We start from the raw sequence: 26,347 nt of genomic DNA, 5'->3' as shown, positions 1-26,347 counted from the left end.
CGTAGAATTTAGAACATAGGACTTACGCACTGGCGATAAGTTTTCTGGATTTTGGACTATTTCTCGCGGGCTGCACCCGCAAGAAACACTCCATGAGTAGCCCCTAGAACAGATAACAGTTAAGAAATCCAAACGGACATCCCCTCGGAGAAGCAGACGTGAGCGAAGCATTTGACTATGACCTGGTGATTATTGGTGCGGGCGTGGGGGGGCACGGCGCGGCCCTCCATGCTGTCAGCAGCGGGCTAAAGACCGCCATTGTGGAAGCGGCTGACATGGGCGGCACCTGCGTCAACCGGGGCTGCATTCCCTCGAAGGCGCTGCTGGCTGCGTCGGGGCGGGTGCGCGAGCTGCGCGATGCTCATCACCTCAAGAATCTGGGCATTCAGTTGGGCAACGTGGGGTTTGACCGACAGGCGATCGCCGACCACGCCGCCAACCTCGTCAGCAAGATCCAGAGCGACCTCACCAACAGCCTCAAGCGGCTGGGGGTGGACATCATTCACGGTTGGGCCAGGCTGGCGGGCCCCCAAAAGGTAAGCATTGCCACCGCCGAGGGCGAAAAGACCGTAACCGCCAAAGACATTATTCTTTCGCCCGGATCTGTGCCCTTCGTGCCGCCCGGAATCGAACTAGACGGCAAGACCGTGTTCACCAGCGATGATGCAATCAAGCTAGACTGGCTGCCCAACTGGGTCGCGGTCATCGGCAGTGGCTATATTGGGCTAGAGTTTGCGGATGTCTACACCGCGCTGGGCAGTGAAGTCACCATCGTCGAAGCGCTGGATCAGCTGATGCCCGGATTTGACCCTGACATTGCTAAACTGGCGCAGCGTATCCTGATTGCACCCCGCGACATCGAAACCCGCGTGGGGTTGCTGGCGAAAACCGTGAAACCCGGTTCCCCCGTGGTGATCGAGCTGGCGGATGTAAAAACCAAAGAAATCGTAGAAGTGCTGGAGGTCGATGCTTGCCTGGTGGCAACGGGCCGCATCCCCGCCACAAAGGACTTGGGTCTGGAAACCGTCGGCATCGAACTCGATCGGCGCGGCTTTATTCCGGTGAACGATCAGATGCAGGTGCTAATAGACGGGCAGCCTGCGCCCCATCTGTGGGCCATCGGCGACGCAACGGGTAAAATGATGCTGGCCCATGCCGCCTCGGCCCAGGGCATTGTGGCGGTTGAAAATATGTGCGATCGCCCCCGCCAGGTGGACTACCGCAGCATTCCTGCCGCCGCCTTTACCCATCCCGAAGTCAGCTTTGTCGGTATGACGGAACCCGCCGCCGTGGAACTGGGCAAGGCCGAGGGCTTCAAAGTCGCTGTTTCTCGCTCCTACTTCAAAGGCAACTCCAAAGCCCTGGCCGAAGGCGAAACTGACGGCGTGGCCAAGGTGATCTACCGTGAAGACACGGGCGAAGTGTTGGGGGCCCACATCATCGGGCTACACGCCTCCGACCTGATCCAGGAAGCCGCCAATGCGATCGCCCAGCGCCGCTCCGTCAGCGACCTCGCCTTCCTAGTGCATACCCATCCCACCCTGTCGGAAGTGCTAGACGAAGCCTACAAGCGGGCAGTTACAGCGCACTGAACGAAGAACGAAAAAAGAAAAAAGGAAGAACGAAAAAAGAAAAAAGAAAAAACAAAACCTTTTATCTCTTCGTTCTTCCCTCTTCGTTCTTCTCTCTTCCCTCTTCCCTCTTTCCCACCCCCCCCTTTTTCCTCAATGCAAATCCGTCGTCGCCCGCCCAACCCCGCCGTTGCGGTAGAAAACCTGCGGTATCAGATCAGTGCGCCCGACGCGCAGCCGCAGCATATTCTCGAAGAAATCGTCTGGCATAAGGAAACCGAAGTCGATCAGATGCGGGAGCGTCTGTCGCTGCTGGATTTGCAAAAAAAGGTGAAAGATCTGCCGCCGCCGAAGGATTTTGTCGAGGCGCTGCGGCAGGGCAAGACCCGTCCAGCGCTGATTGCTGAAGTCAAGAAGGCCTCGCCCAGCAAAGGCGTGATTCGGGAAGACTTTGACCCCGTGGCGATCGCCCGCGCCTACGAGCAAGCCGGAGCCGCCTGCATTTCTGTTTTAACGGACGAAAAGTTTTTTCAGGGCAGCTTTGCCTATCTCCAGCGGGTGCGCGATGCGGTCGATGTTCCCCTGCTGTGCAAAGACTTTGTGATTTATCCCTACCAAATCTATATGGCCCGGCTGCACGGAGCCGACGCGGTATTACTGATTGCAGCAATTCTCTCAGACAAGGATTTACAATACTTTATCAAGATTGTTCGGGCGCTTAACATGACTGCCCTGGTTGAGGTTCACACCCTCGAAGAGTTGGATCGAGTGCTGGCACTGCAAGGTGTCCATCTGGTCGGCATTAACAACCGCAACTTGCAGGACTTTTCTGTAGACCTGCAAACCACTTGCAGCTTGTTGGCCGATCGCCAAGCTCAAATTCAAAAACAGGGCATTCTAACGGTAAGCGAGTCGGGACTGCACACTCCAGCAGACCTCAGCCAGGCCGAGCAAGCCGGAGTCGAAGCCGTGCTAATTGGGGAGTCGCTGGTCAAACAGCCCGACCCTGGAGCAGCGATCGCCAGTCTGTTTGTCTGCTAACCTGCTGACGCTCGACCTGGGCAAATAACTGGGCAGCCGACTGGGAAACCGACTGTGGCTCAAACCCAAAGCTTCCATATCAGGACTGGATGACGGTTTGTGCCCGCGTGTGGTGACTGCACATCTCAGGCTTGCACGAGCCTGAGACAGCGGCTTACCGCTGATTCTTTAGGTTGCCCACCCCCAATCAGACTCGCTCCGACCCGCGCTGGACGAGGCGCTTTTCTGTATCTTTTTTGCATCTTCAACTTAGAGTTAGCCTTTAGAATCCTATGGAACCGATTCCCCTGCCGTCCCATATTCACTACGAACTGCTGCTGCAACTGCTGGAACGCCAGACCACGCCCGCTGCTCAGCACCAGTCTCAGCATCAGGCCCAGGTTCATGAGCTAATCAGCACGCTGCGAAAGGCGCTGACCCAACAGAAGCGCCTAGAGGAAAGCCTGAGCCGCGCCAATGTGCCCATTGACTATCGCTGGTCGCTCAACAGCGCGGGTCTGGAGACGGTCTCTTCTGACGTGCGCTGAGGTGCAGTCCGCGCCTTGTAGATTTCAGATTTCTTTAACAAATCGGGCGATCGCAGATGGATGGGCAGTGCTAGCTGGGTTGGTGCAAGAAGAAAGCGGATTCAGCCGTGCTTCTTTCAATTTGAATCTCGGATCTGCTGAACACATCCTGTAAACTAGGATCAACCAGAAGTAAGCATCGGTCATACAAGCTGTGTTTTTCATAGGTTGTATTGCTGGTCACTTGGTCTTCTTCACTACGCTTCTGTTTTTACTTCTGTTTTTAATAGATTGATCGTGCATCTCTTAGAGCAGTTTCGTTCAGGTAAATTTGCCTGAACAACTCGATACAAGCTTGATTTAATTCCCTAGCTTGATCCTCCGGATTGAGGCTGAGTCTGCATTGAGCTATTCATGAGGCTCAGACACATGGGGAATGATACAGATTCAAGTGATCGAGTAATCGAATTTTGGTCGTTGTTTGGAGTCTTCTAGGAATTTGTTTTGCAACTGCTTATTGTTAACTGCTTATTTGTAACTGCTTGGCTGATGTTGTAAGTGTCTTGAGTTGACGCTTTTGGCATTTACTCTTGGTATTTATTTGACATCTAGCAGAGTGCTAAGTATCGAGCAAGTTTGAGTGAGCAAGTTTGAGTGAGCAAGTTTGAGCGGGTTTAATTCATGTTGATGGGTCGGTTCTTGCCATCCTGGGCGCAAGGTTTAGTTTGTTGTTTTGATTAGTTTCTGCTGGCTACGCTTCTGATTTAAGTTTCTTTATTAAACCCACTGGTTATCCCACGGCTGGCTGAGTATTGTGTGGCAAAACGATCGGGAGGCGCTGCGTGTCACAACCAGATTGGACAATGGTTTCCACGACACCGGAGCAATCACGTCTTTCCATCAAAGCCGGTTCCGATGGAGCGAGCCTTAGTGGAAACGATTTGGGCAGCAGTCCTCTCAGGGGAGAGGATTCGAGTCCAAGCGTGGTGGCTGTCGAAGCGCCAGTTGTGGAACCACCAGCCGAATTACCCGTCGAATCACCGCAATATACACGGCTGTTGAGCGAGTTGGCCCAATTGCGATCGCAGGAGCGAGAGCGCATCGCCCGCATTCACCACCTGGAACAGGCGCTGGATCAAGCCTTGTCTTGCATGGACGAACTGCGGCTGCAAATGCAAGACCAAGGCTTGCTGGAAACCCAACTGGCGGCGACCGAAAAGTTTGCCAGCGTGCAACAGCAGGCGATCGCCCGCCTCAAAGTCCGCCTCAAGCAGCAGCAGCAGACCATCGATGCCCATCTGGCCGAAGCCTACGAGCGCGATCGCCAAACTCAGGAAAAGCTTGCTGCGGCCGAAGCCCGCTTTCAGGCACAGCAGGAAGAACTGGATCGGCTGAGAATCCAGCTTAGCGGCCTGAGCCAGGGCCACGGGCGCGATGGATGGAACGGTCGAGAATCGCCAGACGCAACCCGCCAGCGGATGCAGGAACTAGAGGAGGCTGCCCAATACGCGCAAGAACTGTCCTATCGCCTCCAGGGACAGCTTGAAGCATCGCAGCAGCAGGTTCAGCGTCTAGCCGTTGCCCTGAGCGCTGCCGAAACCCGAGTTGCCGAGATGGAATCGACGCTGGCCCAGATTCAGGCGGCCCAAGGCCCAAGCCAGGAACAACCGGGCGGGTCGCGGTCGGCGCTGCCATCGTCTGCGATCCGGCCTCGCCCTGTCGCTCGTCGGACAAATGCGATCGCCACGCTGGGGCAAGACCTGGCCCGCGCCCAGATCAAAGCCGACGAGCTAGAAATTGAGCTAGGACGGCAGATGCGGCTGCAAACCCTATGGCTGCAAAATAACCGGGAGTTGGAGGCAGAGTGCGATCGCTATCGGGCCCGCATTGCCGATCTGGAGGCCCAAAATAGCGACATCCAGGAGCAAATCTTTCACCATGCCCGCCAGGTCAGCGAGTACGAAGCCACCATCCATCATTGGAAAGATCAGTACATTGCCAGCCAGCGCCAAATCGCCAGCTTCAAAGAACTGCTCGACAGCGTACAGGTGCATCTACTCGCTAGCGAACAGGTCGATCCAGAGCTAACCGCAATTTTCTCTGAGCTAATGACCATGATGGAAGTTGTCGCCACCCTCGACAGCAGCAGCCTCAGCAGCCTCTCTGCACCACCCGTCTCGCGGTTCAATCCGCTGGATTTACCTGATTTTCTGGTGCGCTGCCGCAGCCACCGCCATCGCTAGCAACCTGACATACCCATCGCAAACGAGTCGAGGGCTTGAGAAACGCTGTAGACTGATGGAGACGTTTTCAGCGGGACTTGCCGTGACCCCAGCCGAGCTTGCTTTGCTGCTTTCCTCTATTGCCCTTGGCGTTGCGGGGCAGTTTTTTTTGAAGTCGGGCGCACTGAAGCTGGGTCGCGTTGAGGCGAGTAATGCCATCAGCCATGTGTTGAGCATTCTCACCGTGCCGGACTTGCTGATCGGGCTGGCTTGCTATGGGTTGGGCGCGGTGGTGTATATCTTGGTGCTGACTCGCGTCAAGCTCAGCGTCGTAGGGCCAACAGTCGCGCTCAGCTACGTGTTTTCGGTGCTGTTGGGCTATTTTGTCTTCAAGGAAACGATTCCTGGTCTGCGGCTGGTGGGGCTGGGACTGATCGTGGCAGGTGTGATTTTGGTGGTGTGGCAGCCGAAGTGAGGGGCGGGGTGGCTTGCTGCAAACGCTCCGGGAGCCAGTTGCGATAGACCTTGCTCAAGAGCTTGCTATAAAAATTAGCTACAGAATTGACTACAAAAATTGACTCAGCAGTGCGCGGGTGGTAGCTCCGGTTTTTTCCCAGCTAAACTGGCGGGCGCGGGCCAGTCCAGCGGTGCGGAGGTGCGATCGCACGTCGGGTTCTGTCACCAAGCGCTGCATAGCATGGGCGATCGCCCCGGTATCTTCCGGGTTCACCAGCAGCGCCGCCTCCCCCGCCACCTCTGGCATCGACGAGCGATTCGACGTGATGACGGGCGTGCCGCAGGCCATTGCCTCCAGCACCGGAAAGCCAAACCCTTCCCACAGACTGGGAAACAGCAGCGCGATCGCCCGATTTAGCACCTGGGGCAGGTCGGCGTAGGGCACGTAGTCCAAAAATTTTACCTGAGCCGCGATGCCCAGCGCTTCGGCGTGGGTGGACAGGTCGGGCGCGAAGCGGGGGTCGGTCGAACCCACCAGCCACAGTTCATAGTCCTGGCAGCGGGGCAGCGCTGCAAACGCATCTAAAACGCGGTGCAGATTTTTGTAGGGATCTTGCCGCCCCAGATAGACAAAATAATTGCTGGTGGGTAAATCGAGCCAGCGAAAATGGTCGGCATTGTAAGCCAGCGGAATAGGCGTAATCTTATCCGCTGAAATGTTGTAAAAAGCAACAATATCGTCCGCTGTCGCCTGCGAGTTGCAGACAATATGTAGCGCCTGATTTAGCACCAGCGGCACATAGTATTTGGCATAAATTGTGAGGGGCGATCGCCAGTTTGGAAACCGCAGCGGAATCAGGTCATGCACCATCACCACCGAGCGGCACGGGTTCCAAATTGGGGCTTCGGGGAGTGGAGAAAAAACGAGATTTGCCTTTAGGACTTGATAAATTTTGGGGAGTTGGGTTTGCGTCCAGCGCAGTCGCCTGAAGTGCCCTACCTTGCCATATTCTGCGCTCATTCCGGCCGGAATTTCGTAGTAGGAAATGTCTCGCGCCTGGGTTTTAGAAATTTGATGCTGTGCTTCTAGAGAGGCTAAAAGCAGAGTGTTTTGAACTGCCAGATGGGGTGCAACATTGAGCGCGTAGGTGGCTAATCCGGTGGGGCGATCGCCCACCACCGACAAACTCACAATCAGGTCAGCCGAATCAGAGATCGCCCCCATGCTCAGAGTCCAAATTGGAACACCCACCCGGCTCACATTCCTGCCAACATCCTACAAGACATCGATGCTCTGCGTTTCGATTGGATGTCCAACAGTGTCTCAAACAGCGAGATTCAGTCACATCAAAAGCGTAAGCGCTGGCTGAGGTTATATCCGCATTCTCTGTCAATTGTTCTTGTATCCAGAAGCCACTAAACTCGACTGCCGGAACGTCCAGTTGAGTGTCTTCTGTTGTATAAGCTAGTGGTTCAGGGACTGCATTATCCGTGCCCAAATCCTCTGGTCGGCTATCTGAAGAGTTGGTTTGCCCCGACTGATTGCTGCACCAAATCAGCGAAAATAAACTAGGCAACCATAGGTTGATTCTATTTACGCTAGATAAAATCAGATTGAGATATAACCTGGATCGACCCTGCCTTTGCAAGGATGCTCCAAGCATCGCCTGAGGGAATCGCCACTGCCTTTGCAAGGATGCTCCGAGCATCATCTGAGGAAGTGGCATTGCAGGATAAGTGTACATAAGATCAACCCCAAAAATAGGCTAAGCGTCTGCAAAGATTATTAAACTTTTGCAGTTAGAGTTTTGCAGTTGAAGTGTCGAGGCTACGCAAATAGACTTGCAAAAAGTCATTTCCGTTTATTTGTGCCAGCTTGCTTCAGGATTGGATTCTGAAACGCAAGATCGGACTTGAATCTCTCCTCTAGAAATCAAATGCCAAACTCCGGGAGTAAGAGTCGTAACTCAATTCTCTCCCATCAAGAGACATATTTAGAGAATACTTTGAGGAAGGGGCGATCGCCTCACCCGCCTGCCTCATCCAGACGCATCATTTCTGAGTTTGATTAACGCTAGATGCAGCTAAACGGGTATAGAAATCACCTAGAATTTATATTAGTAAAGCTATCGACTTCATCCTCTATGCTGACCGTTGCGCTGCCCAAAGGCGGGCTGCTAAAAGACAGTATTCAGCTTTTTCAAGCCATCGGGCTTGATTTCAGCGAGTTTCTCAACCCAGCCAATCGCCAGCTTGAAATCCTCGATAGCAGTGGGCGAGCGCACGGGCTGCTAGTTCGTAATTACGACGTGCCCGTTTATGTGGAATACGGACAGGCACACCTAGGCGTGATTGGTTACGACGTGTTGCGTGAAAAACAGCCCAAGGTTGCCCATCTGGTGGACTTAGGATTTGGGCAATGCCGCATGTCGGTCGCGGTCAAAGCGACCAGCCCCTACCGCGCCGCACTCGATTTGCCGCCCCACTGCCGAGTTGCGTCCAAGTTTGTGCGCTGCGCCCACGACTATTTTCAGAGCCTAGACTTACCCGTAGACATCGTGCCGCTCTATGGGTCTGTAGAGCTGGGGCCAATCACAGGGATGTCAGAGGCGATCGTGGACTTGGTGGCTACCGGGCGCACCCTCCAGGAAAATAACCTGATTGAAATCGATCGCCTGTTTGAAAGTACGGCCCGACTGATTGCCCATCCGCTCAGCTATCGGCTCAATCAAGACGGCGTGCAGGATATTGTGGAGCAACTGCGGGCACACACTTCTAAAGTAGTCGCTGGTAAAGCAGTAGCTGAGGCTGAAATTAAAACTGCGGTTGAAACTCCGGCTTCTGCCTGAGTCTTGACTCGACCAAGATTGCAAGAATGGCGCTTATTCTGATTGCTGACCCAAAAGCGTAAAGTGTAAAGAAATATTTAGTTTTCCCGATAGACCCCATATACAGTTGAATTTTTTCGATCAGACAACTATATATAGTAGTTACGGGAACAACTTGGGTCAGCAGTAGCGTCTTGAGGCGTGTTTTGCATACTTCTGAGCGGCGAATTTAGGTGTTGTTTCCTAGACTGAGTTTCTGCATTGTGCTGTCTTTTTGTCTGTAAAGACTGTGTAATGACTCGAAAATCTGCTCTGGGAGCGCATCTAGATTGTTGAAAAAGAAGTTAGAACGCCAACAGTCGGTTATGCTAGTGAGGCTGTGGAGATGATTTCGATCGGACGCAATTTTGGTTGAAGTCGATCTGGCTTTGATGTTCCGGGTTTGATTTGGATTTGATCTGAGTTTACGCTACGGGTTTCGGTTACCACTCAGGCTTCAAGACTGTGGGCAGCGATTCAAGCGCTGCTAGAGGTTGTTTGACATAAGTTGTTTGAACTGCTGATTCTTCAATGTTTCTAGCATTGAAGGTCTGCTTTTTGTCGGCTTGTTTCATGCCGCAGGTCGAAGATCAGGGTGCAGCGTGCCTGTGTGGGCGCTGGAGATAGATTCGGCTTCATTGAAGCAGATTCAACCAGGTCTTTCAGGCAGTTCTTTCTGGCAAATCTTTCAGAACTAGACGCTGCTTTAGAGGGCGCTTTGTCTGGAGTGCGCTACCTGGAGTGCGCTACCTGGAATATGCTCCAGGGTTTTGCTCAACAAGCTGCTGTTCAAGTCCGGCGGCAACCATACCATTGCTTAAATTTCAACTAAATCTCAGCAAGGAGCCATTCTTATGACCTATCAAGATCAGCTTAGCCCTTGGGTTGTCTACAAGCTGCTGCCCACTATGCAGAATGCTCCCGTAGCGCGGTTTCGCTATCGCAACGATGCGGAGTCTTATCTGAAGCTGGTGAGTCGCGTTTTGCCCCAAACTTCGTTTCTGATTTCCTTTGATGGGCCGATCCGTCCTGCGACAGAGCAGCCTGCTAAAGCTACTCCGACGACTGCTGCAAAGACGACTAAAAAAGCACGAACCACCCGCCGCAAAACGTCGCTAGCCTGATAGGTGGTCTTTCAAAGAAATTCTTGATCTCAGGGCTTACGCACTTGCGATGAGTTTTCTGGGTTTTGGACGATTTCTCGCGAGGGCAGCCCGCGAGAAATCGTCCAACTGCGTAAGTCCCAGATCTTTCAAGCTGTCCTGAAGCAGACAGGCAGCTTGAAAGATGAGTGGCGGATTCTGAACGCTCTACGGGCGAACGGCTTGGCGTTCTAAATAGGTCGTCACGCCGCTGCCCATTTGCACCAGGTTGGGGCCGATCTTTTTGCCCAAAAAGTCCTCCACGATGCCGCTGACCATGCCTGCTAGGAATGGCGGAACGTCCTTGAGCTTGCGGGGATCAATGATGAGTTCTCCCCGGCTTTCGATGACGGTCATCCCCTCGTTTTCAAAAAAGTGGTTCGTGCCCATGCAGCGTACCGCTTCGGTAAAGGCGTGGGTTTCGATTTGCCATTCAGTGGTGAAGCGATCGCCATGCCAGACGGCGTGTTCTGTCCAGGACAGCATCGACTCGTTCAAAAAGGTGCGGGCTGCGGTTGGGATATCGCCGCCTCCCTGCCACTCGTTGACGAATTTTATCCAGTCGCCATTTCCCTCGCGCGATCGCACCTGCACGCCTCGGATATTGGGCATATAGGGCACTAACTCCATGAGCTTGTCGCGGTAGGTGGAGTAGACCAGCGGTCGGGGAAACGGAACACGAGTATCGGCAGAGATGAGCATTGGCGGTGTCAGGAATTTGCTATTTCCAGTTATAGAGGCTTTGGGTGCAAACCCGATGTATTTAGGACTGGGCTTGAAGTGGGCAATCCTGATCCCCCCTTCAGCCTAAAAAGGCCAAGGGGGGATGCAAGAGTTGCCTCATCACGCCACTAGACGGTGGTTAGCTCGGCGGGCAGCCGCTTGAAGGCCAGCCGCTCGTTCTCCACATCGACGTAGATCGTGTCGCCGTCGGTGAATTCGCCGCGCAGGATGGCTTTGGCGATCGCCGTTTCCAGTTCGCGCTGGATGGCTCGCTTCAGGGGGCGAGCGCCGTAGACCGGGTCGTAGCCCACGTCGGCAAGGAAGTCGAGGGCCGCGTCGGAGAGGCGCAGCGCCATCTTGCGGTCTTCCAGACGTTGTTCCAGCCGGGCCACTTGCAGGCGCACAATGTTCCGCAGTTCCGACTTTTGCAGGCTGTGGAAGATGATGAACTCATCCACGCGGTTGAGGAATTCGGGACGGAAGTGCGATCGCATCGCCTCAATCACCCGACCCCGCATTTCGTCGTAGCGGCTGTTGTCGCCGGCCACGTCGAGGATGTATTGCGAGCCGATGTTGCTGGTCATGATGATGATGGTGTTTTTGAAATCCACCGTGCGTCCCTGAGAATCGGTAACGCGCCCATCATCAAGGATTTGCAGCATGACGTTGAACACGTCGGGATGGGCTTTTTCGATTTCATCGAACAGCACCACGGCATAGGGGCGGCGACGAATTGCTTCGGTGAGTTGTCCGCCTTCGTCGTAGCCGACATAGCCCGGAGGCGCACCGATGAGCCTGGAAACGGCGTGTTTCTCCATATATTCCGACATGTCGATCCGCACCATCGCTTCTTCGCTGTCGAACAGGTAGCTGGCCAGGGCTTTGGCGAGTTCCGTCTTGCCCACGCCCGTCGGCCCTAGGAAGATGAAGCTGGCGATCGGGCGGTTGGGGTCGGAGAGGCCAGCGCGCGATCGCTGGATCGCGTCCGCCACAGCGGTCACGGCTTCGTCCTGCCCAATCACGCGGCGGTGCAGTTCGTCTTCTAGGTGCAGCAGCTTCTGCATTTCCGACTCCACCAGCTTGCTGACGGGAATGCCCGTCCACTTGGAGATAATTTCCGCAATATCAGACTCGGTGACTTCTTCCCGCAGCAGAGATTTGCCGCTGGTTTGGGTCTGCGTCAGGCGCGTTTCAGCATCAGCCAGTTCTTTTTGTAAACTAGCCAGCTTGCCATACTTCAACTCCGCAGCGCGGTTGAGGTCATAGTCGCGCTCAGCTTGCTGAATTTCGATGTTGACCTTTTCGATCTCTTGCTTAATGCGCTGGATATCCTGAATGATGCCTTTCTCCGCATCCCACTGAGCGTTTAGCGCGGTTTGGGTTTCCTTCAGGTCAGCCAGTTCTTTTTCAAGCCGCTCTAGGCGATCGCGCGAGGCGGTGTCCGTTTCCTTTTGCAGCGACAGCTTTTCCATCTCAAGCTGCAAAATCTTGCGGTCTACCTCGTCCAGTTCCTCTGGCTTGGAAGTAATTTCCATCTTCAGCTTGGCGGCGGCTTCGTCCACCAGGTCGATCGCCTTATCGGGCAAGAAGCGGTCTGAAATGTAGCGGTTCGACAGCATGGCAGCCGCCACCAGCGCCGAGTCGGAAATCTTCACGCCGTGGTGGTTTTCGTAGCGTTCGCGCAGACCCCGCAGGATCGAGACGGTATCTTCCACCGACGGCTGATCCACATACACCTGCTGGAATCGGCGCTCCAAGGCTGCATCTTTTTCGATGTACTTGCGGTATTCGTCCAGCGTGGTCGCGCCGATACAGCGCAGTTCGCCCCGTGCCAGCATCGGCTTCAGCAGGTTGCCCGCATCCATCGCGCCCTGGGTTGCGCCCGCGCCGACGACGGTGTGGATCTCGTCGATGAACAGAATAATTTGCCCGTTGGAGTCGGTGACTTCCTTCAGCACTGCCTTCAGGCGTTCTTCAAACTCGCCGCGATACTTCGCACCCGCAATCAGCGCACCCATGTCCAGGGCAATCAGCTTGCGGTCTTTCAGGGATTCCGGCACGTCGCCCTTGACGATGCGCTGGGCCAGCCCTTCGGCGATCGCCGTTTTGCCCACACCCGGTTCGCCAATCAGCACGGGGTTATTCTTTGTGCGGCGCGACAGGATTTGGATCGTGCGGCGAATTTCGTCGTCTCGCCCGATCACGGGGTCAAGCTTGCCCTGCTTGGCCGATTCGGTCAGGTCGCGTCCATATTTTTCCAGTGCTTCGTATTTGCCTTCGGGGTTTTGGTCGGTCACTTTTTGGCTGCCTCGCACTTGTTCTACGGTTTGCTTGAGCTTGGCTTCGTCGAGCCGGATATCCTGAAACAGCGATCGCCCAAATCGGTCATCCTTGGGATAGGCCAGCAGCAGGTGTTCGACGGAAATAAAGTCGTCACCCAGTTCCTTGCGGGCGGCTTCGGCGCGATCCAGCAGCGTGTCGAGCGATCGCCCCAGATATACCGACGAACCACCGCCGGATACCTTCGGCTGCCGCGCAATGTAGCTATCGGTAAACTCGCGCACCCGCTGCACGTTCACGCCTGCCCGGTTGAAAATGCTGACGGCCAGCCCGTCTTGCTCCAGCAGCGCCTTCATTAGGTGTTCGGTTTCGATTTGCTGCTGTTTGGACTGGCGGGCAATTTCCTGGGTGTTGACAATGGCTTCCCAGGCTTTTTCGGTGAATTTGTCAGGACTAGTCGGTTGCATAGCGTCGTTAGAAGTTGGGGGTTAGGGGTAGGAATTTTAGATTTTGGGATTTTGGATTTTGGGATTTTGGACGTTTAGGAGCCATCGGGTTTAAGCCGAAACCGAAAATCGAAATCCAAAATCCGCCACCGGAATCCCTGAAGCGTGGGATCATACAGTCTGGCTAATCGTCCGGCTAACAGTCTGGCTTACAGTCCGGCTAACAGTCTGGCCAACAGTCTGGCCAACCCGGTATATAAACTCATTCTACGGAGGGAGGGGCGATCGCCAGGATCGGGCTTCCCACCCCACGCAATACGGTTTCCATTAATTTTTCTTAAAATAATGGGAAACAGGCAGACAAAGGCGGTTTGACGGGTTCACGCTTGAGAAATTGCCCCTGAGAAATGGGCATTCTGAAACAGGGCAATCTGAAACAGGGCAGTCTGAAACAGGCATCGATGGTTTCGGGATTTGCCATTGGATACGGCTAATGAATACGGCTAATACAGTGGCGAGCGCTGGGGTGCGCGGTAGGGCAAAGCAATGTTAATCGGCGGGCGGTATGAAACGATTCGAGAATTAGGACGGGGGGGCTTTGGCAAGACGTATCTGGCCGAAGACACTTATCGTCGCAATAGCCCCAAGTGCGTGGTCAAAAAGATTCAGCCTCAGTCGAAGCTGCCGTCGGTGTTGGCTCCAGCGCGATCGCTCTTTGAAGCCGAAGTCGAGAAGCTGTATCTGATCGGCAAGCACGATCAGATTCCCAAACTTTACGACCATTTGGAGCAGGGTGGCGAGTTTTATCTGGTGCAAGAGCTGATCGACGGGCACGATTTGCGGCAGTCGCTCTTTTTGGGCGATCGCCGCGATGAGAAAGAAGTGCTGGGCTTTTTGCATGAGGTGCTAGAGATCCTCGCAGTGGCCCATGCCCAGAATGTCGTGCATCAAGACCTGAAGCCACAAAACCTGCTGCGCCGCTGGAGCGACAAAAAGCTAGTGCTGATCGACTTTGGCAATGTCAAGGTGATCCGCCATTTGATGGTAAATGCCGAGGGCAAGCCCTACTTTACGCAGACCGTTGGTACGGCGGGCTACGTGCCGCCCGAACAGTCTGCCGGACAGCCCGTTCCTGCCAGCGACCTCTACGCGCTGGGAATGCTGGCGATTCAGGCGCTCACGGGCTATTCTCCCAAACAGCTTCCCCGCGATCCGGCGACAGGCGAAATTGCGTGGCGGGACGAGGCGCGGGTCAGCGCTCAGCTTGCCGATGCGCTGGATGGCATGGTGCGTCAATCCGTCGAGCAGCGCTTCCAGTCCGTGGCCGAGGTGCTGGCGGCGCTGCCTGCACTGCCGACTGCAAAAACCCTCTCCCCAGAAGAACTCGCCAGCTTTTTGGGCGAGCCAGAACCGCCGCGCTATGAACTGGCGATCGCCCCCCAGTTTGACCTGGCACGAAACTTTTCTGAGGGGCTGGCGGCCGTCGTGCTAAAGAATCGCCTCGGCTACATCAGCAAGTCTGGCGAAATTGCCATCCCGCTCAAAATCGAAGTCGATCCCATCGGCATCTACCGCGAAGGGGCCTACGAGTTCTCAGAGGGGCTAGCGCGAATCTCCGTTGGGCAGCGCTGGGGCTACATCAATGATCTGGGAAAACTGGCGATCGCTCCCCAGTTCGACAGCGCTGAAAACTTCGTCAACGGGCTGGCGCGGGTCGAGCAAAACCACCGCTACGGCTACATTGACACGCGGGGGCAATGGCTGATCAAGCCGCAGTTTGAGAGCGCCGCGCCTGCCTTCCGCGAAGGACTGGCGGGGGTGGAAATCGACCATCGCTACGGCTACATCAGCCCTGCCGGAAAAGTCATCATCCCGCCCCAGTTCGACAGCGCCGACGAGTTCTCCGAAGGGCTGGCCCGCGTCACGCTCCAGGGCAAATACGGCTTTATCGACAAAACAGGCGCACTGGTGATTCCTGCCGAGTTTGACGTGGCCCACACGTTTCAAAACGGGCTGGCGCGAGTCCGCATCGACGGGCGCTACGGCTACATCAATCCCGTAGGCGAACTCGTCATCCCCGCCCAGTTCGACGACACCTTCAGCTTCACCGATGGACTCGCCCTCGTGCGCCACGAAGACCGCTATGGCTATATTGCTCCAGAGGGCAAAGTCGTTATTCCGCTGAAGTTTGAAGATGCCTATCCCTTTTCTGAAGGTCTGGCCGCCGTGAAGCTAGGCGGACTCTGGGGTTTTATCGACCTCCAGGGAACCTTTGTGGTTGAGCCGCAGTTTGCCGACGCTGGCTCCTTTCATGGCGATCGCGCTGCGGTCAAGCAAGGCGGGCGGTGGGGGTATTTGGGCAGGGCGTGAGGGAAGAGGGAAGAGGGAAGAACGAAGAGAGAAGAACGAAGCGTTTTCGTTTTTCGTTTTTCCTTCTCCATTTTTTCTGCCATCACCCCATCACTCTGTCGCACCCCTGAAGCCCTACATACACCAGCGCCAGCAGGCTCAGCAGCGCCAAGATTTTCAGCCCTTTGGTAAATCGCTTGGGGAAACCTTTTGCCAATTTGCGAGTCGGAGGCATAAGTGTCGGAGGTATACGTACAGCGCCGCCATGCAGCGTGGGTCAATCTGTGCCTAACATTCTAGTGGGCAAGAACGAGCTTAGCTAGAGCAAGCCGATCCTGATTCCCCGGAAACACTCTCCCGAAATATCCCGAAATAATCTATGGAACGTCGCACCTTTCTCGGACTGACTGCCGCCAGTGCTGCCAGCGCTGCCCTGCCTGCTTGTCGATCTGCCGAGCCGCCCAGCCCGTCTGCGGCAGGAGGCACATTTCAGCAGGTGGGAACCCTGAGCCAGCTTGCCCAGAGTGGCGATCGCCTCGATACCCAGGTGGGCACTGCCCCCATCACCCTGCTCAAAAATCCCGACAGCGGCGACCTCATGGCCATCAGCCGAACCTGTCCTCATGCGGGATGCACCGTCGAATGGCGAGAGCAAACTGCCCTCTTTGCCTGCCCTTGCCACAATTCCCTCTTTTCGCCGACGGGCGGAGTCGTGCAGGGCCCTGCAAACCGGGCGCTGGCGACCTATCCCGTTAAGGTAGAGGGTGAGACGATTTTGGTACAGGGGTAAGACAAGTGGCGAAGGGTTGGAGTGTTGAAGTGACAGAAACGCAGTTGGACGATTTCTCGTGGGCACAGCCCGCGAGAAATCGTCCAAAACCCAAAGAGCTTATCGCAAGTGAGTAAGTCTTGAACGTGACAAAGTGACAGCGTTTTGAAATAATCCAACCCATCACCCTCATCCCTCTAGACACGGTTCAGCCAACGGTCTAAATTCTCTAAATAACGTTTTGGCTGCAATGCGATGACTCAGACCGTCAAGCAGGTTGGCGAGGTGCAGGTGCGCCCAGTGCTATCGCCGGGCGACCAGGAGCTATTCCTGGATGTGCCGTCGGTGGTGTATGCGGGCGATCGCCACTGGGTTCCGCCCCTCCGCAGCAGCATCGCCAAGTATTTCAAACCTGAGAATACCTTTTTTGAATACGGGCGCTTGCAGCAGTTCATCGCCACGCGCTTTGGGTCAAACGGCACGCAGCCCGTGGGGCGTGTGGTGGCTGCGGTGAACGATCGCCTGATTGCGCGAGAGGGCGAAAATATTGGATTGGTGGGCTTTTTTGAATGCATCGACGAAGCCGAAGTCGGCAAGGCCCTGCTCGACTCTGCCTGCGACTGGCTGCGGCAACAGGGCATGAGCCAAGCGCGAGGCCCTATCGACCTATCGACCCACAACAACTGCCTGTTTTTGGTAGACGGGTTCGACTCCATGCCCTACATGATGATGCCCTACAACCCGCCCCACTATCCCCGCCTGTTTGAGCAGCACGGCTGGCAGAAAGCCAAAGATGCCTACGCCTATCTGCTAGATCTCACAAAACCTCTGCCTCCAGAGTTTGAGCGGGCATACCGCATTGCCTCAAAATCAGGCATCACCTTCCGCAACCTGCGGCTCAAGGGCGATGAATTCATCGAAGACTGCACCGCAATTTATCACCTGTTCAACAAGGCTTTTGCCAACAACTGGAGTTCTACGCCGCGCACGCTGGAAGAATTTCTGGAAGAGGCCAAATCGCTTCAGGATATTGCCGATGCCGACATCTTTGTGATTGCGGAATACGAGGGCGAAATGGTGGGCTTCTTTATGGCGCTGCCCAACTATAGCCCCGTGCTGCAAAAGGTGAACGGCAAGCTAGACTGGCTGGGCATTCTGAAATTTCTCTGGTATCGCCGCAGCATCGACACGGGGCGCGTCGTGGCGATCTGCTCCCTACCGGAATACATCCGCAAACTGGTGCCGATGGCAGTAATTTATCTGGGGCGAGAGGGCGGTGTGACCAAGCGCAAACCCTACCGCGAAGCAGAACTCTCCTGGGTATATGAAGACAACATGCCGTCGCGTAAGATTATCGAAGCGACAGGCGCGAAGATTTACAAGACCTATCGCATTTACCAAAAGAGTTTGTGATGAGGGAATCAGGAGCGATGAATCATAGACGGATGGGCTGGGCACGGTTGACGGTTTTGGGGACGATCCTGGGGGCGATCGCCCTAGCATCTTGCCGAGATCCCCGCACCAGCGACGGAACGCCCCCTCCAGCCACACCCGCCACGCCCGCTGCGCCTGCCTCACCCGATGTCCCCATATCCAGACAGCCCGTCACCTGCAACACGACCAACTACTTCGCCGAAGTGCTGTGGGAAAACAACCAGCCCTTGATGTCGTTTTTGCAAAAGCCTAATCTAAACAACCTCAGCCGCGCACCGGGCGTAACGGTCACCAGCAATCCCGACGGCAGCACCACCTATGGATATCAGGGTGAAGCCATTTTCTATGCCCGCGTCTTTCCCGATGGCACCTGCTTTGTGCAATCCCTGACCAGTTCGGGGCAACTCCTCGTCGAAGAGTCTGGCAGAATTGCCGAGTTCACGCCCGCCCCGCCGCCCCCTGCGCCAACTCCTGTGCCGCCCGTCACCGTCGCCCCGGAGGAACCCAACCAGGACAACCTATCCATGACCTGCAATGGCACGGTGCAAGATCGCGTTGATTTCACCGCCTTCTACACTCGCGAAGCTGGGTTTAGCCGTGTCGAGTTTCGCCCCCGCACATCCACCAACGTCCTCACCTCCAGCCTGTCCTACGTCGGCAAAAACGCCGCCGGAGAAAGCATCTGGAAAGGCAATGTGGCCCAGATGGCAGACACTACGCTGGTTCACCTGTCGCCCTTTCCTGCCAAGCCCGGCGATCAGGTGTCGGTCAGCTACGACGGTCAATGGGGACGAGCGACCTGCCAGTAGGAAGAATTAGGGAACAGAGAGCAGGGTTTTGGATTTTAGACTGGGGATTTTGGATTGTGGATGTTGGATTGTGGAATCAGCCCAATCCCGCTGCCCAAGCCAAACGCCCCAATTTCCAAGCCTGTATCCTCGCCGAAATCTAAAATCCAAAATCTAAAATTCAAAATCCCTACTATGCCTCGTCCGTTTCACGTTGCGTTTCCTGTCCGAGATCTATCTGCAACCCGTGTCTTTTATGAGACGGTTTTGGGTTGTGCGGTGGGCAGAACTGATTCGCGATGGATTGACTTCAACCTGTTTGGGCATCAGGTGACGGCGCACTTGGTGGACGATACCCCAGAAGCAGGGGCCAATGCCACTAATCTAGTCGATGGCAAAGCAGTGCCCACCCAGCACTGGGGCGTGATTTTGGAGATGGATGAGTGGGAAGCGCTGGCAGACAGGCTGCGATCGCACGGCGTGGCGTTCATCATTGAGCCGTATATTCGCTTCAAAGGCGAAGTGGGCGAGCAAGCAACGATGTTTTTACTCGACCCCAGCGGCAATGCGCTAGAGTTCAAGGCGTTTGCAGACGATGCGGCGATCTTTGCCACGTCGTAGCTGGGGAAATCCGTCATCGCTTATCCGTCGTCGCTTATCCGTCATCCCTTAAGGGAGAGAGGGAGGGCGATCGCCCTCATTACTCCCAATCATCCCCCTGCTAGGCGTGTTTTAACACCCTTTGATCCCCCTATCCCCCCTTAGAAAGCAGGGCGGTTTCATTTACAAGTAGAAAAGTGAGACTAGAGTTCTGTGCATCACAGTGACTCCATGACTCAAACCCTGAACCTCATCGAACACCTCAAACAAGTCCCAGACTATCGAAAAAGCAGAGGCAGACGACATGCCCTGTAGCTGCTCCCTGTGGCTGATATTGATGCTGATTCTGTTAGGAACCCTCTGCGGTGATCGTGGGTATCGCCCCCTGGCAGATTTCACTCAGCAACACTGGCAACTCTTATGCGACCTTCTGGAGTTCCCTGCCGAGACTCGCAGACCTTCCTAACAGACCTTCCTAAGTGAAGTGGAAGTGGTGCGTCAGTTGATAGCGGCCTTAGCAGGACAACCTGTGGTGTTCACCCTTGATGCCCTGTATTGTAAAAAAACGGTTGAGCAGATTACCCAACAACAGCAGCACTATTCAATTTCTCCAGCCTATCCAGCAGCATTGGAACATCGAAAACCGATTGCATTGGGTGCGAGATGTCACCTTCGAGGAAGACCATGCCCGTCCGGGGGCAATGCTCCTGTGATCTGGGCGATTTTGAATTGTTTTATCATCAACATCGTGCGTCAACTCGCTTACCGCACCATCCCTCAGGGCATCCGGGCGCTGACGAACCAAGTCCAGCAAGTTTATACCATCCTCACCCAAGGTTTTCCTCCTCCTAAATGAAACCACCCTGCTAGCCTCCCTTAGGAAGAGGGGAAACGGGCAATACCGCTCCGGATGTCCTCCTTGTTTCTAGCGAAGCGGCGCGTAAGCGCGGGGATTTAAGGGGGATCGACTCAGGGCAATCAACGACCTAGAAAGTTTTAAGATACTGCCTAGATAGCGGGGAGATAGTGGGGTTCAGTTGGTGCTGAGTTTGGCGCTTGGTTAGCTCAGTCGAACGGGGAGATTTGCGAAGCGATCCCTGCGGAAATCGCCCTTCCAGCCAGCCAGCCCGTCGTCCAAGCGCTCTGGAAATTAAAGCCGCCCGTTATGCCGTCGATATCCAGGATTTCGCCTGCAAAGTAGAGGCCCGGACAGACGCGGCTTGCCATCGTTTTGAAATCGACTTCCTTGAGCGACACGCCGCCGCAGGTGACAAATTCCTCTTTGAATACGCCCTTGCCTGCAATGGCATACTGCCCCTGGGTGAGTTCCTGCCAGAGGTGATGAAGCTGCGGTTTGGACAAATCTGCCCAGCGCTGGTCGGGTGCAACCTGAGCGCGATCGCCCAGATAGTTCCACAGGCGACGCGGCAGGGGAAAATCGGGCGGCACCGTGGAGCGGACGGCCCGCTTGCCCCAGTTGGTCTTGGTCTGCTGCAAGCTCTGCCGGACTTGCTCTGGGGACTGATTAGGCAGCCAGTGGATCTGGGCGATCGCCCGATAGCCGCAGTCGTGTAGCACCCTGGCTCCCCAGGCGGATAGCTTTAGCACTGCAGGCCCGCTTAGGCCCCAGTGGGTGATCAGCAGCGGCCCGGTTTGGATCAGGGGCTTCTGGTCGGGGCATTTCACCGTCACCTGCGCCGACTCGACTGACACGCCCGCCAGTTCGTGCAGCGCTGGCTCCGGCACGTTAAAGGTGAACAGCGAGGGGACGGGCGGTTCCAGGGTGTGCCCCAAAGATTGGGCGATGCGATATCCCTGGGGGCTGCTGCCTGTGGCCAAGAGGAGGCGATCGCCCCGCAGCGTTCCGCCTGCCCGCAACTGTGCTGCAAAGCCCTGCCCGTCGCGCACCACCGCCGTCACCGCCACGCCCGATTTCACCTGCACGCCTGCCGCCTCGGCCGCCCGCACCAGGCAGTTCACAATCGTCGCCGAGTCGTCGGTGGTGGGAAACATGCGCCCGTCGGCTTCCGGTTTCAGCATCACGCCACGCCGCTGAAACCAAGCCACCGTGTCTCGCGGCTGAAACCGGGTAAAGGCTCCCCGCAGCGCCTTGCCCCCTCGCGGATAGTGCTGCACCAGCGCCGCCGGGTCAAAGCAGGCGTGGGTGACGTTGCATCGACCGCCGCCAGAAATGCGGACTTTGCCCAAGGGTTCCCGCGCTGCCTCCAGCAGCATCACGCGGGCCGACGGACAGGCTTCCGCAGCGGCGATCGCCCCAAAGAAGCCCGCAGCGCCGCCGCCAATGACCAGAATCGTAGGAGATGTAGAAGAAATAACCGAGCCAGCCCAGAGAGGACGAAAATTAGTGTATCGCTAGGCGCTAAAGATGGGGTATGGACTTAGCCGCCTGGCTCAGAACTGGGGTCTGCTGGACGCGAGGTACAGAGCCAGGTGCGGAGTTCCTGAACTAGTGCGTTGTGATCTTTCAACTGTTTGCCACGCTCCACCCAGTCACTGAGTTGCTCGACCGAGAGCATTGGAAACGTGAGGCTGCGATCGCCCGCCACATATGCTCCATCCTGCAATTTCAGCAGCGTTAAACCGTTGCGGTCGTAGCGCCAGATTTCAGGCACGCCCATCGCTTGGTAAATGATCAGGCGCGACTGCGATGAACGGGTGATATCAACCTCGACCACCAAATCGGGTGGAAACCCAGGCGGCGCATCGTCTTCTGGATTTACCCGGTGCGCGTTTTGAATATAAAAACATGAGTCTGGCTCGACCCCCTGCTGGGTTGCTTCTAAGTCAAACGTGGTCGAGCCAAACGACAAGATACTCAGCCCCAGTTCCTCCGTCAGCGCCGTCATGATTCGCTCCAGCAGTCGGTTCACTAGCTCATGCAGCTTAGAAGGCATCTTGATTTCGAGCGTGCCGTGATGGTAAGCAAGACGGACGGCGCGATGATCCCCCAGATCGGCGAGCAACGCCTGATAGGTCTGCCAGGTAATCGGGCGCAACGACACAAACGGCGATGCTGAGCCGTCTTGCGGCGATGGAATGTTGCTGGGTGAAGTGACTGCAACCATTGGGGAAGCGTTTGCCAATCGAGAAGGGCGGTTTCTGGAGATAGACCCTGGCTCTATCTTAAGTGACTTATGATCGAAGACACTTGGAAGACATTTTGATCGAAGACATTCGGGCACTGCGACCCGTGGAGGCGATCGCCATGACGTTTACCCAAAAGCTGACCTTTGCCGACTATCTGGCGCTGGAGGACTCTGGGCGCGAAGAAAAGCTAGAACTCATTAACGGAGAACTCATCGCTTTGCCACCAGAAGCCTGGTCGAACAACGACATTGCCATGTTTGTGTTTTTGCAACTGGTGGCGATTGGGGTTCCGTTTCAGCGCGTAAAGGTGCATAGCTGCGAACTGCAAACGCCTGTTTTAGAGGCGGGCGATGCGGCGAATCGCTATCCTGACCTGGTTGTAGTGGAGCCAGTACATCGCGCTCATCCTGACCAGCGCATGACGATTACGCTGGAGATGCCGCCGCCGCTATGGGTGATGGAGGTGGTCAGTCCAGGCAAAACGAACCGCGATCGCGATTACATTCGCAAGCGGGCACAATACGCAGCAGTGGGCATTCCCGAATACGTGATTGTTGACCCAGAGGAACAGGCGGTGCTGGTGCTGCGGCTAGAGCAGGGGGAATATATCGAAGCGGGACGCTACACGAGCGAGTGCCCCCTCCAGTCGCCTACGTTCCCAGCGCTGAACCTGACCGCAGCCCAGATCCTCAGCGCTGGGCAAGACGGCTGACCGCGTGTGAAGCAGGTAAAGCAGATAACCAGGAGGGCGATCGCCATGACGTTTACCCAAAAGCTGACCTTTGCCGACTATCTGGCGCTGGAGGACACAGGCATTGAAGGACGCGCCGAATTGATCGAGGGAGAACTGATCGCCTTGCCACCGGAATCCAGAATCAACACCGAAATTGCAACCTTTGTGTTCTCATCGCTACTGGCGATCGCCATTCATTATCTGCTGAAGCTCTATTCCTGCGAGGTGCAAACGCCCGTACTGGAACCCAGAGATGCGGCCAATCGGTATCCCGCTCTAGTGCTGATTCGAGAGGAACACCGAGCCTTGTGCGATCGCCGCATGACGATCACGCTGGAGATGCCGCCGCCGCTGTGGGTGATGGAGGTGGTCAGCCCAGGCAAAACGAACCGCGATCGCGATTACATTCGCAAGCGGGCACAATACGCAGCAGTGGGCATTCCCGAATACGTGATTGTTGACCCAGAGGAACAGGCGGTGCTGGTGCTGCGGCTAGAGCAGGGGGAATATATCGAAGCGGGACGCTACACGAGCGAGTGCCCCCTCCAGTCGCCTACGTTCCCTGCGCTGAACCTGACCGCAGCCCAGATCCTCAGCGCGGGACAGTAGCTCTGCATTTGCCTTTAGCTCAGTGTTACAACCTTTAGCCCAGCGTTACAAAAAGTCGAAGTAATCCAGTCCTTCGAGAATGCCCGCAGCGCAGTGACCGTCTGCCAGATAGCGGTGCGGGGCGAGGTTTTCCTGATGCCACTGGCGCAATTCGGGCATGGCATTGCCGACGATAATGCCGCGCTCTTCGCCCATCATGAACATTGACAGGTCGTTGCCCGAATCGCCACAGGCCACGGTGCGCTCTGGCTCAAAGCCCCACTGCTGCCGCAAAAACACCATCGCTAGCCCTTTGTTGGCGCTTTGGGGCAAGATATCGAGGTGGCGGCCGCCGCTGTAGACTAGGTTGATCTGCAAACCCTGGGACTGGAGGGCGGCTTCTAGCTCAGGCAGCAAATCAGGGGCGATCGCCGCATCCAGAAAATAGCTCGCCTTAAACTCGTTTTGCTCCTCTGCGGGCTGAAGCTCCAAATCTGCAAAATGGGCAACGGTGGACAGAACGCGATCGCGCGACCAGCCATCGCTCAGCTTTTCCCACCAGAGGGAATCGGGGCTGCCGTCGGGATAGGTGATAGCTGTGCCGACACCTGTGACAACGGCATCAGGGGGCAGCAGGGGCTTTTCCGACAGGAGTTGCTGATACAGCGAGGGCGATCGCCCCGTCGAGTAGACAATCTTGGTGTCGTGGGTGCGGCGATGCCAATCGAGCGCCTCGTTGAGCTGCGCCATTGCTTCATCATCGCCCACCAGCGTATGATCCAGGTCGGTAATGAATAAAAACTGCGTCACGGCTCCTCTATCCTCCGGGGTTGACCGCTCCTACCATAGCTCGAAGCGGGAATACTATTAAGATAAGCGGCGCACATCGTTCTCCTCCTCATCCTTTCAGCAGAAAAAACCGTGTAAAAGCCAAGTCAAACCCCAGAAGCTCTGCCCTAGCCGCTCCTAGATGCTGGGCTAGTGAATGCTGGGCTAGCAAAAACCAGTTTGCTCGATCAGTCCGCAGCGAGACCCTAATGCAGCAAAGAGACGTTTCTCACGAGTCCAATCGCACTCCTTCTGTTTCAGAATTTACGTTTACCAAGCCAGAGCTAATCCCAGAACAGTCTGCTGACGGGTTGGATCAAGCACCACAGGTCATTGGGCAGGGTTCAGAGACTAGGCACGGATTGCAGCCTATTCAGGATTTTTGGCGATCGCTCCAGACGGGTAGCTTGGTAAACGCCGTACTGCGCTATTTCGATCGCCATTGGTATCCCCAGCTTTCGATTGCCGACCGGATTGAAAAGGTAGACACAGCATCTTCGCCTGCCCCTGCTGATTTGCAGGCGGATTTGCCAACGGAGGCTGAGCCAGTATCCCACCAGATGGCCCAGGCGGCCGATTCGAGTCCGACCAAAGCCTCCAACGGGTTCCGCGCTAAAGTGGTGCAGACCTTTGGGCGGCCGCCCCGCTTGCAGGCCAATGCTCCTGTGCCCCTGTGCTGGGCCGCGACGACGCTGCGGCAGCCCTACGCGAATCTGGGCGATGCGCTCAGCCCGGTGATTGTCAGTGCGCTATCGGGCTTACCAATTGTGCATCAACGGTTCGACTCGGCTTCCGAGCGCCTGGCCAGCGTGGGCACGATTGGGCACGGGCTAAAGAACGGCTCAGTTCACCTCTGGGGCACGGGCATCGACGGCAAGCGGCATCCCTACCACCGCCACCTGACGTATTATGAGCGGCCGGAGAATACAGAATTCACAATTCACGCGCTGCGCGGCCCCTTTAGCGCCAGAGTGTTTGAAAAGCAGGGCATTCCTGTGACCGATGCCTATGGCGACCCGGTGATGCTGCTGCCCAAGATCATGGCTCCTGCTACGGAAAAGACCCATGAACTGGGCATCGTGGTGCATATTTCCGAACTGAGCGAGCTGAAAGATGGGGCCGCCGTGCGAAACGAACTGGGGCGCTACTACATCCCCGGAGATCTGCGCGATTCGGTGAAAATCATCACCACGCTCACCGATGCCAACCTGACTGCGCTGGAAGACCGAGTGCGCGAGATGACCGCCTGCAAGCGAATCCTCAGCACCAGCCTGCATGGATTAGTGATTGCTGAAACCTACGGCATCCCCTGCGCCTACTTTCGCCCGTTTGGGCGGGGCCCGCTCCAGGTGGATTTGATGGACGAGCAGGTGTTTCTCGACCATCGCGTGCGCGACTATTACGCAGGCATGGGGCTAAAGACGCTGCACATCTTTTGTCGCGAACGGAAGCGTCCGACCAACTGGGAGCGGGCGATCGCCGCCATTGACCGCATCTGGCAGCCCGTCGAGTGGTCGCCCCAGCGCTTGCTGGAGGCCTTTCCCCTGCCCCTGGCGGTGAATCCAATGGAGGTCGAAACGTTTGGCGATCGCGCTTTGCTAGAGCGCATCCGATTGTAAAAACGCGAATAAAAAAACGCGAATTAAAAACGCTATAAAAATGCATAAAAATGCGAAAAAAGCGGGCACTGCCCGCTTTCTTGTTTTCTTAGAGATGCTCTCTTTAGAACTGCTTTCTTAGAGGGTGTTTGAAAAGGCATCGCCTGTAGTGTTAAGCACTCAGAGATCCCCCCTAGCCCCCCTTAAAAAGGGGGGAAACCGCCTTAAAGTCCCCTTTTTAAGGGGGATTTAGGGGGATCTTGCACGCTTTGCTACAAACAGTAGGACTTTTCAAATA

24 protein-coding genes are annotated in these 26,347 nt (G+C 55.8%); 16 read left to right on the top strand and 8 right to left on the bottom strand.

All coding sequences use genetic code 11. From position 1 onward, the window contains the following. Positions 1 to 158: 158 nt before the first annotated feature. From lpdA to HNI00_RS18970, 5 genes are all read left to right on the top strand, one after another. Positions 159 to 1,592, top strand: a complete 1,434-nt coding sequence (gene lpdA / locus HNI00_RS18990) for a dihydrolipoyl dehydrogenase (protein ID WP_316788492.1) — start codon at positions 159 to 161, stop codon at positions 1,590 to 1,592. A gap of 135 nt (positions 1,593 to 1,727) precedes the next feature. Further along, the gene (gene trpC, locus HNI00_RS18985) at positions 1,728 to 2,612 is read left to right on the top strand and encodes an indole-3-glycerol phosphate synthase TrpC (protein ID WP_316788491.1); all 885 of its coding nucleotides are present in this window, start codon (positions 1,728 to 1,730) and stop codon (positions 2,610 to 2,612) included. Positions 2,613 to 2,884: 272 nt separating this feature from the next. Next, a complete protein-coding gene (locus HNI00_RS18980; RefSeq protein WP_068512337.1) occupies positions 2,885 to 3,139 on the top strand; it encodes a DUF5340 domain-containing protein in 255 nt (84 codons plus the stop codon). Positions 3,140 to 4,101: 962 nt separating this feature from the next. Then, a complete protein-coding gene (locus HNI00_RS18975; RefSeq protein ID WP_316788487.1) occupies positions 4,102 to 5,361 on the top strand; it encodes a coiled-coil domain-containing protein in 1,260 nt (419 codons plus the stop codon). A 55-nt stretch (positions 5,362 to 5,416) separates the two neighbouring features. Continuing rightward, positions 5,417 to 5,815 (top strand): EamA family transporter, encoded by a 399-nt coding sequence (locus HNI00_RS18970; RefSeq protein ID WP_225906647.1) that lies wholly within the window; start codon positions 5,417 to 5,419, stop codon positions 5,813 to 5,815. A gap of 90 nt (positions 5,816 to 5,905) precedes the next feature. Here the strand turns inward: HNI00_RS18970 and HNI00_RS18965 are convergent, their stop codons facing one another. Next, complete coding sequence (locus HNI00_RS18965; protein WP_316788484.1) at positions 5,906 to 7,021, bottom strand: glycosyltransferase family 4 protein; 1,116 nt, start codon at positions 7,019 to 7,021, stop codon at positions 5,906 to 5,908. 919 nt (positions 7,022 to 7,940) lie between these two features. Between HNI00_RS18965 and hisG the strand changes: the two genes are divergently transcribed. Then, positions 7,941 to 8,645, top strand: a complete 705-nt coding sequence (hisG, locus tag HNI00_RS18960) for an ATP phosphoribosyltransferase (RefSeq protein WP_316788482.1) — start codon at positions 7,941 to 7,943, stop codon at positions 8,643 to 8,645. 461 nt (positions 8,646 to 9,106) lie between these two features. On the opposite strand, the gene HNI00_RS18955 is transcribed toward hisG, so the two are convergent. Then, on the bottom strand, positions 9,107 to 9,238 hold the full coding sequence (locus HNI00_RS18955; RefSeq protein ID WP_316788480.1) for a hypothetical protein: 132 nt from the start codon (positions 9,236 to 9,238) through the stop codon (positions 9,107 to 9,109). 279 nt (positions 9,239 to 9,517) lie between these two features. Here HNI00_RS18955 and HNI00_RS18950 point away from each other — a divergent pair, with 279 nt between their 5' ends. Continuing rightward, positions 9,518 to 9,787: a hypothetical protein gene (locus HNI00_RS18950; RefSeq protein ID WP_172353190.1), complete on the top strand. Its 270-nt coding sequence runs from the start codon at positions 9,518 to 9,520 to the stop codon at positions 9,785 to 9,787. Between the two features lie 186 nt (positions 9,788 to 9,973). On the opposite strand, the gene HNI00_RS18945 is transcribed toward HNI00_RS18950, so the two are convergent. Then, positions 9,974 to 10,507: a hypothetical protein gene (locus HNI00_RS18945; RefSeq protein WP_316788478.1), complete on the bottom strand. Its 534-nt coding sequence runs from the start codon at positions 10,505 to 10,507 to the stop codon at positions 9,974 to 9,976. Between the two features lie 149 nt (positions 10,508 to 10,656). Beyond that, positions 10,657 to 13,275, bottom strand: a complete 2,619-nt coding sequence (gene clpB / locus HNI00_RS18940; protein ID WP_316788476.1) for an ATP-dependent chaperone ClpB — start codon at positions 13,273 to 13,275, stop codon at positions 10,657 to 10,659. Positions 13,276 to 13,800: 525 nt separating this feature from the next. Here clpB and HNI00_RS18935 point away from each other — a divergent pair. Continuing rightward, positions 13,801 to 15,624: a WG repeat-containing protein gene (locus HNI00_RS18935; protein ID WP_316788474.1), complete on the top strand. Its 1,824-nt coding sequence runs from the start codon at positions 13,801 to 13,803 to the stop codon at positions 15,622 to 15,624. A gap of 82 nt (positions 15,625 to 15,706) precedes the next feature. Here the strand turns inward: HNI00_RS18935 and HNI00_RS18930 are convergent, their stop codons facing one another. Next, positions 15,707 to 15,838, bottom strand: a complete 132-nt coding sequence (locus HNI00_RS18930) for a hypothetical protein (protein WP_316788472.1) — start codon at positions 15,836 to 15,838, stop codon at positions 15,707 to 15,709. Between the two features lie 144 nt (positions 15,839 to 15,982). On the opposite strand from HNI00_RS18930, the gene HNI00_RS18925 reads away from it, so the two are divergent. From HNI00_RS18925 to HNI00_RS18905, 5 genes are all read left to right on the top strand, one after another. Next, positions 15,983 to 16,393 (top strand): QcrA and Rieske domain-containing protein, encoded by a 411-nt coding sequence (locus HNI00_RS18925; RefSeq protein ID WP_316788470.1) that lies wholly within the window; start codon positions 15,983 to 15,985, stop codon positions 16,391 to 16,393. Positions 16,394 to 16,627: 234 nt separating this feature from the next. Then, on the top strand, positions 16,628 to 17,785 hold the full coding sequence (locus tag HNI00_RS18920) for a hypothetical protein (RefSeq protein ID WP_316788468.1): 1,158 nt from the start codon (positions 16,628 to 16,630) through the stop codon (positions 17,783 to 17,785). Between the two features lie 17 nt (positions 17,786 to 17,802). Then, positions 17,803 to 18,615 (top strand): hypothetical protein, encoded by an 813-nt coding sequence (locus HNI00_RS18915; protein ID WP_316788466.1) that lies wholly within the window; start codon positions 17,803 to 17,805, stop codon positions 18,613 to 18,615. A gap of 174 nt (positions 18,616 to 18,789) precedes the next feature. After that, complete coding sequence (locus HNI00_RS18910; RefSeq protein ID WP_316788464.1) at positions 18,790 to 19,215, top strand: VOC family protein; 426 nt, start codon at positions 18,790 to 18,792, stop codon at positions 19,213 to 19,215. A 463-nt stretch (positions 19,216 to 19,678) separates the two neighbouring features. After that, positions 19,679 to 20,050 carry a hypothetical protein gene (locus HNI00_RS18905; RefSeq protein WP_316788462.1) on the top strand — a complete coding sequence of 124 codons (372 nt, stop codon included), beginning with the start codon at positions 19,679 to 19,681 and terminating at the stop codon, positions 20,048 to 20,050. A 209-nt stretch (positions 20,051 to 20,259) separates the two neighbouring features. Here HNI00_RS18905 and HNI00_RS18900 read toward each other — a convergent pair whose 3' ends face one another. Continuing rightward, complete coding sequence (locus tag HNI00_RS18900) at positions 20,260 to 21,528, bottom strand: BaiN/RdsA family NAD(P)/FAD-dependent oxidoreductase (protein ID WP_420156398.1); 1,269 nt, start codon at positions 21,526 to 21,528, stop codon at positions 20,260 to 20,262. Between the two features lie 65 nt (positions 21,529 to 21,593). Then, the gene (locus HNI00_RS18895) at positions 21,594 to 22,280 is read right to left on the bottom strand and encodes a Uma2 family endonuclease (protein WP_316788460.1); all 687 of its coding nucleotides are present in this window, start codon (positions 22,278 to 22,280) and stop codon (positions 21,594 to 21,596) included. An 83-nt stretch (positions 22,281 to 22,363) separates the two neighbouring features. Between HNI00_RS18895 and HNI00_RS18890 the strand changes: the two genes are divergently transcribed. Next, the gene (locus HNI00_RS18890; RefSeq protein ID WP_316788458.1) at positions 22,364 to 23,014 is read left to right on the top strand and encodes a Uma2 family endonuclease; all 651 of its coding nucleotides are present in this window, start codon (positions 22,364 to 22,366) and stop codon (positions 23,012 to 23,014) included. Positions 23,015 to 23,059: 45 nt separating this feature from the next. After that, the gene (locus HNI00_RS18885; RefSeq protein WP_316788456.1) at positions 23,060 to 23,644 is read left to right on the top strand and encodes a Uma2 family endonuclease; all 585 of its coding nucleotides are present in this window, start codon (positions 23,060 to 23,062) and stop codon (positions 23,642 to 23,644) included. A gap of 45 nt (positions 23,645 to 23,689) precedes the next feature. Here HNI00_RS18885 and HNI00_RS18880 read toward each other — a convergent pair whose 3' ends face one another. Further along, positions 23,690 to 24,433 (bottom strand): sucrose-phosphate phosphatase, encoded by a 744-nt coding sequence (locus tag HNI00_RS18880; protein ID WP_172354611.1) that lies wholly within the window; start codon positions 24,431 to 24,433, stop codon positions 23,690 to 23,692. 227 nt (positions 24,434 to 24,660) lie between these two features. Here HNI00_RS18880 and HNI00_RS18875 point away from each other — a divergent pair, with 227 nt between their 5' ends. After that, the gene (locus HNI00_RS18875) at positions 24,661 to 26,070 is read left to right on the top strand and encodes a polysaccharide pyruvyl transferase family protein (RefSeq protein WP_316788453.1); all 1,410 of its coding nucleotides are present in this window, start codon (positions 24,661 to 24,663) and stop codon (positions 26,068 to 26,070) included. Positions 26,071 to 26,347 lie beyond the last annotated feature (277 nt).

It is taken from the genome of Thermoleptolyngbya oregonensis NK1-22, assembly GCF_032705245.1.
GTDB classification, from domain to species: Bacteria; Cyanobacteriota; Cyanobacteriia; order Elainellales; family Elainellaceae; genus Thermoleptolyngbya; species Thermoleptolyngbya sichuanensis.
Note: the sequence above shows the minus strand (reverse complement) of the source record. Positions and strands in the feature narration are given on the sequence as shown.